Origin of the sequence: Streptomyces milbemycinicus (assembly GCF_002154605.1) — a bacterium.
Lineage (GTDB): Bacteria > Actinomycetota > Actinomycetes > Streptomycetales > Streptomycetaceae > Streptomyces > Streptomyces milbemycinicus.
In genome coordinates, this window is record NZ_MUNE01000365.1 from 21,812 (window position 1) to 29,860 (window position 8,049).

Sequence of the window (8,049 nt, forward strand, 5' to 3'; positions counted from 1 at the left end):
TCCCCCAGCGAAGGAGTCCCATGCAACGTCCTGCGGAAACAACCAAGCCCGCGCTCGGTGTCGGCATGGTCGGCTACGCCTTCATGGGCGCCGCCCACTCCCAGGGGTGGCGCACCGTGGGCCGCGTCTTCGACCTGCCCCTGCGCCCGGCCATGGCCGCCATCTGCGGCCGCGACCCGGACGCGGTGCGGGCCGCGGCCGAAAAACACGGCTGGGCCGCCGCCGAGACCGACTGGCGCGCCCTGATCGCCCGCGATGACGTACAGCTCGTCGACATCTGCACACCCGGCGACAGCCACGCCGAGATCGCGATCGCGGCGCTCGAGGCGGGCAAGCATGTGCTGTGCGAGAAACCGCTCGCCAACTCGGTCGCCGAGGCCGAGGCCATGGTGGAAGCGGCGCGGCGGGCGCGGGAGCGCGGGCAGATCGCGATGGTGGGGTTCAACTACCGCCGTACGCCCGCCATCGCACACGCCCGCCGGATGGTGCGGGACGGGCGGCTCGGGGTGCTGCGCCACGTACGGGTGTCGTATCTGCAGGACTGGATCGTCGATCCGGAGTTCCCGCTGGTGTGGCGGCTGCGGCGGGAGCACGCGGGCTCCGGTGCGCTCGGCGACCTGGGCGCCCATATCGTCGACCTGGCGCAGTATCTGGCGGGCGAGCCGCTGGTCGGGGTCTCGGCGCTGACCGAGACCTTCGTACGGGAGCGGCCGCTGCCCGCCGGAACGGCGACCACCGGCCTCGGCGGCCAGGCGGGCGGCGCGGCGCGCGGGCCGGTCACGGTCGACGACGCGGCGCTGTTCAGCGGGCGGATGGCCTCCGGGGCGCTCGCGTCCTTCGAGGCCACCCGGTTCGCGGCGGGCCGTAAGAACGCGCTGCGGATCGAGCTCAACGGCGAACGCGGCTCGCTCGCCTTCGATCTGGAACGCCTCAACGAGCTGCACTTCCACGACCACACCGAGCCGGCCACCGATGCCGGTTTCCGCCGGATCCTGGTCACCGAGCCCGAACACCCCTATCTGGAGGCGTGGTGGCCGGCCGGCCACGCCCTCGGGTACGAGCACACCTTTGTCCACCAGGCGCGCGACCTGGTGCTGGCCATCGACGCGCGGACCGAACCCGAACCGTCCTTCGCGGACGGGCTGCAGGTGCAGCGGGTGCTCGCCGCGGTCGAGGAGAGCGCCGAGAAGAACTGCGTCTACACGCCGGTACCCGCCTGAGGAGGCCACGGATGCCCCGACAATTCACACTCTTCACCGGACAGTGGGCCGATCTGCCGCTCGAGGAGGTCTGCCGGCTGGCCCGCGACTTCGGCTACGACGGACTCGAACTCGCCTGCTGGGGCGACCACTTCGAGGTGGACCGGGCGCTCTCCGAGCCCGGCTATCTGGACGGCCGGCGGCAGCTGCTGGAGAAGTACGGGCTCCAGTGCTGGGCCATCTCCAACCACCTGGTCGGCCAGGCCGTATGCGACTCCCCCATCGACGAGCGCCACCAGGCCATCGTGCCGGGCCGGATCTGGGGCGACGGCGACCCGGAGGGGGTGCGGCAGCGGGCGGCGGCCGAGCTGGCGGACACCGCGCGGGCCGCGGCCGCCTTCGGGGTCCGTACCGTCATCGGCTTCACCGGGTCCTCCATCTGGCATCTGGTGGCGATGTTCCCGCCGGTGCCGCCGCATATGATCGAGCGCGGCTACGAGGACTTCGCCGAGCGCTGGAACCCGATCCTGGACGTGTTCGACGCGGAGGGCGTGCGCTTCGCCCACGAGGTGCACCCCAGCGAGATCGCGTACGACTACTGGACCACCCACCGCGCGCTCGAAGCGGTCGGCCACCGCCCCGCCTTCGGGCTCAACTTCGACCCCAGCCATTTCGTCTGGCAGGACCTGGACCCGGTCGGCTTCCTGTGGGACTTCCGGGACCGGATCTACCACGTGGACTGCAAGGAGGCGCGGAAGCGGCTGGACGGCCGCAACGGCCGGCTCGGCTCGCATCTGCCCTGGGGCGACCCGCGGCGCGGCTGGGACTTCGTCTCGGCCGGACACGGGGATGTGCCGTGGGAGGACGTGTTCCGGATGCTGCGCTCCATCGGATACGACGGGCCGGTGTCGGTGGAGTGGGAGGACGCCGGGATGGACCGGCTGCAGGGCGCGCCCGAGGCGCTGCGGCGGCTGAAGGCGTACGACTTCGACCCGCCGGCGGCCTCCTTCGACGCGGCCTTCGGCGGCGGGAACGGCTGAAGGGGACCGTCAGGGGTGGGGCCCAGGGGGGAAGGGCCGTCCGTGCGAGGGTCACGGACGGCCCTGAGGCCGTTCCTACACCGGATGGCTCACCATGGTGACAGCGGCCGGCCGACGGGCCGCCGCACCCCTGCGCCCCCGAGCCGGAAGAAGACCGCGCCCCATGACCATCCGCGTCCTGCTCGCCGACGACCAGACCCTGCTGCGGGCCACCTTCCGGATCCTGATCGACTCCTGCGAGGACATGGAGGTGGTGGCGGAGGCCGCCGACGGCGCGGAGGCGGCAGCGCTGACCAGCGCACACGCCCCTGACGTCGTCGTCATGGACATCCGTATGCCCGGCACCGACGGCCTGGCCGCGACCTCCGCGATCTGCACCGACCCGGAGCTGTCCGCCACCCGTGTGCTCATCCTCACCACCTTCGAAACCGACGAATACGTGGCCCGGGCGCTGCGCGCGGGCGCGAGCGGCTTTCTCGGCAAGGACGTGGGCGCCGATGAACTGCTCACCGGCATCCGCACCGTGGCCTCCGGCGACTCCCTGCTCTCCCCGGTGGCCACCCGCGCCCTGATCACCCGCTTCCTCGCCGCCCCCGACCCCGAGGCCCCGCTGGCGCCGAGCGAACTCCTCGCCTCGCTCACCGCCCGCGAGCGGGAGGTGATGGCGCTGGCGGCCGAGGGGAAGTCCAACGCCGAGATCGCCGAGGTGCTTTTCGTCAGCCCGCTGACCGTACGCACGCATGTCCAGCGGGCCATGAACAAGCTCGGGGCGCGGGACCGCGCCCAGCTGGTCGTCATCGCGTACCAGTCCGGGCTGGTGCGGCCCGCGCCGCCGCGCGACCAGTTCTAACTGTCCAGGCCGAAGAAGGTGATCGCCCGGGCGGCCATACCGGCGAGCGGGAGCGAGTGTCCCGTGCCCTGGATGCTGATGGCCTCGACGGGGGCCCGGTCACCGGTGGCGCCGTAGCGGGTGCGGGTCCAGTTGGTCTGCGGACTGTCCGTGCTCGCGGGTGTCTGGCTCGCCCCGAGGACGTTCGTCCACTGCTTGATCTCCTCACCGAAGTTCGGATAGCGCAGGGTGGTGTCCGCGGTGCCGTGCCACAGCTGCATCCTCGGCCGGGCTCCGGTGTATCCGGGGTAGGCGCCGCGCGCCAGATCGCCCCACTGCTGCGCCGTCTTGGTGATCGTGCCGTTGGCGCAGGCGGTGTTCCAGCCTGATCCGTCCGTGGTGGCGAAGCAGCCGAAGGGTACGCCGGAGAACGCGGCGCCCGCCTTGAACACGTCCGGGTAGTCGCCGAGCAGGACGTTGGTCATCATGGCGCCCGAGGAGGCTCCGGTGACGTAGACCCGGCTGGGGTCGGCGTTGTTGTGCTGAAGAACGTAGCGGACCATCGACACGATGCCCACCGGGTCGCTGCCCCCGTCGTGCCGCAGCGCCTGCGGTGAGGAGACATCGAAGCAGGAGCCGCTGCGGGTGGCGGACGGGTAGATGACGATGAAGCCGTAGCGGTCGGCCAGCGAGGCGAACTCGGTGCCGGAGAAGAACGCGGGGCCCGAGCCCGTGCAGTAGTGCACCGCGACCAGGATCGCGGGGCGCGCCGCGACGTTGCTCGGCACGTACTGGTACATCCTGAGGTTGCTCGGATTGTTGCCGAATCCGGTCACCTCGGTGAGCGAGGCCGCCGCCGCGGGAGACGGCGAAAGCATGAGCAGCGACGCGAGCAGCGGCAGGATGCCGCCGAATAACGCCGCGAGCACCGACCTGGGTGTGCTGCGCCGCCTTGCGGACGTGGCGGTGGTTCCCGCCGACGCGGGGCTGTTGGTCATGTCCCTGTCCTTTCTACACTGGTGGCTGTGAAGGGCTTGCTGCTGCGGCTCTCGGCGCTCGACGCGGATGCCGCCACCGCGGTTCGCGTGATCGCCCACTTCCAGGCGCTGCTGGGCAGCGGCGCCCTCGATGCGATATCGCTGGTCCGGTCCACCGCGGGGCTCGCGGAGTGCGCGGCGGGCCTGGAGCTGCCCGACGGCCGCAGGGCCCGGTTCGGACCGGGCGGCGCCGCCCTCCCGGGTGAGCCGGAGGCGGTGTCCCAGGGCGCGGAGCTCGGCCCGTCCGGGCGGGTGTGGCTGGAGCGGCCGGGGCCACCGGGCCCGTTCGACGAGCTGATCCTCGAATGGATGGCCATCGCCGCACGGACGCTGTGCGGCGGCCCTGCGCCCGCTGCCCCGCTCGCCCCTCGTCCGCCTGGTCCGCCCGATGCGGCCGATCCCGCGCTGATGGAGCTGGTGCTGTCCGAGCGCGAGTCCGACCATGACCGCGCCCGCGCGCTACGACTGCTGGGCCTGGCCCCCGAACTGCCGCTGCGGATGGTGGCGGTCCGCGGCGCCCCGGCCGTCGACGCGGGCCTGGACGCGGTCGCGCTGCTCGGCCGCGCGAGGCTCGAGGCCGTCGTCCGGGTCACCCGGACCGGCCCGTGGGGCACGGTCCTGGTGCAATCCCCCGACACGGCGGCCGACTCGCCCGCCCCGGCGCTGCGCGCCGCGGTGGCCGACCCACGCCGCGGCCCGGACGTGGCGCGCGACACGGCGCGCCGGCTGCGGGTCGGCGTCGGCGGCCTGGTCCCCGCGCTGGCGGCCCGCGACTCCTGGGCACAGGCGTGTACGGCGCTGCGGTTCGCGGTGGCGGGCAGCCCGCGGGAGGCGGTGGCCGACCATGACGCGCTCGGCCCGGTCGCGCTGCTGGCCGACATCCCGGCGGAGCGGCTGGCCGCGCTGCCCGAGGCACGGCAGCTGGACGCGCTGGCCGCCCAGCCGAACGGGGACCTGACCATCGCCGCGCTGGCCGCCTTCTGCCGTACCGGCTCGCTGCGCCAGGCCGCCGCGGAACTGCATCTGCACCACAGCTCCGTGGCCGCGCGACTGGCCCATGTGGAGGCGGCACTGGGCTGGCGGCTACGCGACCCCGAACACCGCTTCCACGCCCAACTCGCCCTGTACGCACGGCGATTGGCTACAGCACCAAACTGAACGCGGGCTCTCATCGGCCCAGCGCTCGCCGCAGGACCGCGACCGTCTCGTCGCCCATCCGCCGCACCACCCCGGCGTACTCCACGGCCACCGCGCCATGGAAGGTGCCCGGGAAGAGGTGCAGTTCGGTGGGGATGCCGGCGGCCAGCAGGGCGCGTGCGTAGTCGATGCCCTCGTCGCGCAGCGGGTCGAACTGCATCACCGCGACATAGGCGGGCGGCAGCCCCCGCAGCCCGGCCACACCCGCCCGGGCGGGGGCCGCGTACGGCGATACGTCCCCCGTACCGGGCACCCCGGCCCCCAGATACGCCTCCCAGCTCTGCCGGGCGAGGTGGCGGGTCCATACGGGAGTGTCGGTGAAGGCCCGCGCGCTGGGCGTGTCCAGCCGGTCGTCGAGCGCGGGGCTGAACAGGACCTGGAAGCGGATCCCGGGGCCACCGCGGGCATGGGCGAGCATCGTCAGGGCGGTGGCCATGCCCGCCCCGGAGCTGTCGCCGAGGACCGCGATCCGGTCGGCCGCCACCTCCGGCCCGGCATCGCCCTTCGCCAGCAGGCACAGCCCGGCGTAACAGTCCTCCAGGCCGGCGGGGAAGGGGTGTTCGGGCGCCAGGCGGTAGTCCGGCGAGACCACCACGGCGTCAAGATCACGGCACAGCAGCAGGTTGAAGGCGTGGTCCACGTCCGGTGAGCCCAGCATGAAGCCACCGCCGTGGATGCTGTAGACGGCGGGCAGCGGCCCGGCGGCGCCCAGCGGCCGGTAGGTGCGCAGCGCCACGTCCGGCGCGCCCTCCCGTCCGGGCGCCACCGCCTGTCCGACCTCCACCCCGGCGCTGTCCACGGCCGCGAGCCGCCCGGCGACCTCCCGCGCCTGTGCGGCCCGCGCGGCGGCCAGGTCGGAGAGGTCGACCGGCGGGATCAGGGCGACGGCCGCGGCGAGTTCGGAGTCGAACGGGTAGTCGTGGGCCATGTCCCACACCGTGCCACGGGGTGGCCGCGCGGGTCATCAGACAGGCGTCGGGACAACAGCCCCCGTCACCCGACTTCCGTGCGGCCCCATGAGCCACATCCGCCCCATGGGTTCAGGGGACAACGGCCCCGGCCGGACGTACGCGGTCGAGGCATGGATCTGTGGTGAGTTTGAGACGGCGACACGCCGAAGGGACGGCGTGTCGCCGTCTCAAACTCACCACAAAATCATTGGTATTGGGCGTACACCCACTCGGCGCGCGCCACCATCCGTCGTTCCTGGCGGGCGACCGGGGCGAGGGCTGGGTGCCCGCCCGACTCCGAGGGGCGGTACGGAGGCGGGCGGGCGTTGAGAGGTGGACCGCTGGCGCAGGGGCGTCCGGGACGGGGGAACCGGACCACCAGCGGCCCACCGGTCTACGTGGTGTCTGCCGGCGGGGCCTTGTGGCAGTCGCAGTCACAGCGGACGGTCATGATGAGCACGCCGCGAGTCGCGGGCGGCACCGGCTTCAGCCGGACCTCGTGCGGGCCGCGGCAAAGATCATGGATCTCGTCGGGCGTGGCGTCGGGCTCGGACGTGTACAGCGCGCAGTACGGGGACATACGCCGGGCACCGACCGGGGCACTCATACCCGGCCCCGCTCTCGGGCGCGGCGCAGGGCGGCAAGCTCGGCGAGCGGGTCCGGCTGCTTCGGAAAACTCGGCGCGCAGCCGGGGCACGCGTAGGCAGTGCGGCCGCCGCAACTGGCGGAGTGCACGTGCCCCACGATGACCGGCTGTTTGGTCGGCTTGTCGCAGCGGGCGCAGATCTGGGAGGTCACCGGTCGGCCTCCTCGGCGGGGCCGAGCTCAGCGAGGGCGGCCAGGGCGAGCGCCCGGCGCAACAGCGCGGCGTCGGTGAGGTAGCGGCCCGGGCCCACCGGAATGCGCCAATGGATGCCCGGTGGGCCCGTCCAGTGCGCCGGCGGTACGCCGACGTAGCTTGCCCCTGCGGTTGTCGCGCCGAGTACGTGCATCTGTCGGACGTCCCAGTCGCCGGCGGAGCCCGGCTCCACAAGCCAGTACAGAGGGCCGTGCTTGTCCTGGATCACGGCGCCGGACTCGTCCCCAAGCAGTTTCAGCGCATGCTCGCCGACGAGCCCCGAGGCTCTCACGGCGTCCCACCAGGTGCCCGCTGGTAAGACCTTGACGTCGTATCCGCTCGATGGTGTCCATGGCAGGGCTCTGGTCATGGTCGGCTCCAGTGCGTGAGGGAGCGTGTGCAACCCTCTACACACTGGACCGGTTGACCGGTCCAGTCAAGTGGGTCGTCAACTCGAAGCCCCCATCGTGTAGCTGTCCGTCAACTCCCACAGATCGCCCGATGTCACGCCCTCCTCGCAGACCAGGGCACGACCATCTCGGTCATAGGCCGCGTGCAAGGCAACGGCTACCGCCGCAGGCTGAGACAGCCTCAGCAACTCCGCTTCTTCCTTCGCCGCCAGCCGCACCGTGTGGGTGTCGACTCCCCTCGCCGGAGACCGCCCAGTGCAGCGGGCAACGTAGTTCGTCGTCCCCTCTGCGATCGGTCCCTTCATGCCGAGCCGCGGGCAATTATCCGCGATGTCCTGCGGGAACCACGCGATGACCAGCGTGAACGGATCTCCGTCGTCAAGGAGCACGAGCCGCGCCCGGCGTAGAGCTTGAGCGCCCTCCGGAAGTTGCATCGCGTCGGCGACCCGCTGGGGCGGAACCTCCTTGGTCGGCGTGCCCAACCGCTTGTAGGGGCGTCCTTCTGTCACCCGATCGTTGGAACTCCGGCGTCCGGCCGGACGGGCCACG

At 72.5% G+C, this 8,049-nt stretch carries 9 protein-coding genes; 4 read left to right on the forward strand and 5 right to left on the reverse strand.

What is annotated here, in order from left to right; translation table 11 throughout:
- The first annotated feature begins 20 nt into the window (after positions 1 to 20).
- The 3 genes from CCN51_RS28105 (at position 21) to CCN51_RS28115 (ending at position 3,089) form a co-directional block, all read left to right on the forward strand.
- A complete protein-coding gene (locus CCN51_RS28105; protein ID WP_014174784.1) occupies positions 21 to 1,220 on the forward strand; it encodes a Gfo/Idh/MocA family protein in 1,200 nt (399 codons plus the stop codon).
- An 11-nt stretch (positions 1,221 to 1,231) separates the two neighbouring features.
- The gene (locus CCN51_RS28110) at positions 1,232 to 2,239 is read left to right on the forward strand and encodes a sugar phosphate isomerase/epimerase family protein (protein WP_014174785.1); all 1,008 of its coding nucleotides are present in this window, start codon (positions 1,232 to 1,234) and stop codon (positions 2,237 to 2,239) included.
- 163 nt (positions 2,240 to 2,402) lie between these two features.
- Positions 2,403 to 3,089 carry a response regulator transcription factor gene (locus tag CCN51_RS28115; RefSeq protein WP_014174786.1) on the forward strand — a complete coding sequence of 229 codons (687 nt, stop codon included), beginning with the start codon at positions 2,403 to 2,405 and terminating at the stop codon, positions 3,087 to 3,089.
- On the opposite strand, the gene CCN51_RS28120 is transcribed toward CCN51_RS28115, so the two are convergent.
- Positions 3,086 to 4,066, reverse strand: coding sequence for an extracellular catalytic domain type 1 short-chain-length polyhydroxyalkanoate depolymerase (locus tag CCN51_RS28120; RefSeq protein WP_014174787.1), 981 nt, complete (start codon positions 4,064 to 4,066; stop codon positions 3,086 to 3,088). The genes CCN51_RS28115 and CCN51_RS28120 overlap by 4 nt on opposite strands.
- Before the next feature lie 27 nt (positions 4,067 to 4,093).
- On the opposite strand from CCN51_RS28120, the gene CCN51_RS28125 reads away from it, so the two are divergent.
- Positions 4,094 to 5,263, forward strand: coding sequence for a PucR family transcriptional regulator (locus tag CCN51_RS28125; protein ID WP_043486361.1), 1,170 nt, complete (start codon positions 4,094 to 4,096; stop codon positions 5,261 to 5,263).
- Positions 5,264 to 5,273: 10 nt separating this feature from the next.
- Here the strand turns inward: CCN51_RS28125 and CCN51_RS28130 are convergent, their stop codons facing one another.
- The 4 genes from CCN51_RS28130 to CCN51_RS28150 form a co-directional block, all read right to left on the reverse strand.
- Positions 5,274 to 6,230, reverse strand: coding sequence for an alpha/beta hydrolase (locus CCN51_RS28130; RefSeq protein WP_014174790.1), 957 nt, complete (start codon positions 6,228 to 6,230; stop codon positions 5,274 to 5,276).
- A 625-nt stretch (positions 6,231 to 6,855) separates the two neighbouring features.
- Complete coding sequence (locus CCN51_RS28140) at positions 6,856 to 7,050, reverse strand: hypothetical protein (RefSeq protein WP_014174792.1); 195 nt, start codon at positions 7,048 to 7,050, stop codon at positions 6,856 to 6,858.
- Positions 7,047 to 7,460: a hypothetical protein gene (locus CCN51_RS28145; protein ID WP_055413888.1), complete on the reverse strand. Its 414-nt coding sequence runs from the start codon at positions 7,458 to 7,460 to the stop codon at positions 7,047 to 7,049. The genes CCN51_RS28140 and CCN51_RS28145 overlap by 4 nt, the downstream gene beginning before the upstream one ends.
- A gap of 78 nt (positions 7,461 to 7,538) precedes the next feature.
- The coding region (locus tag CCN51_RS28150; RefSeq protein ID WP_086860206.1) for a UTRA domain-containing protein at positions 7,539 to 8,049 on the reverse strand (511 nt) is incomplete at its 5' end.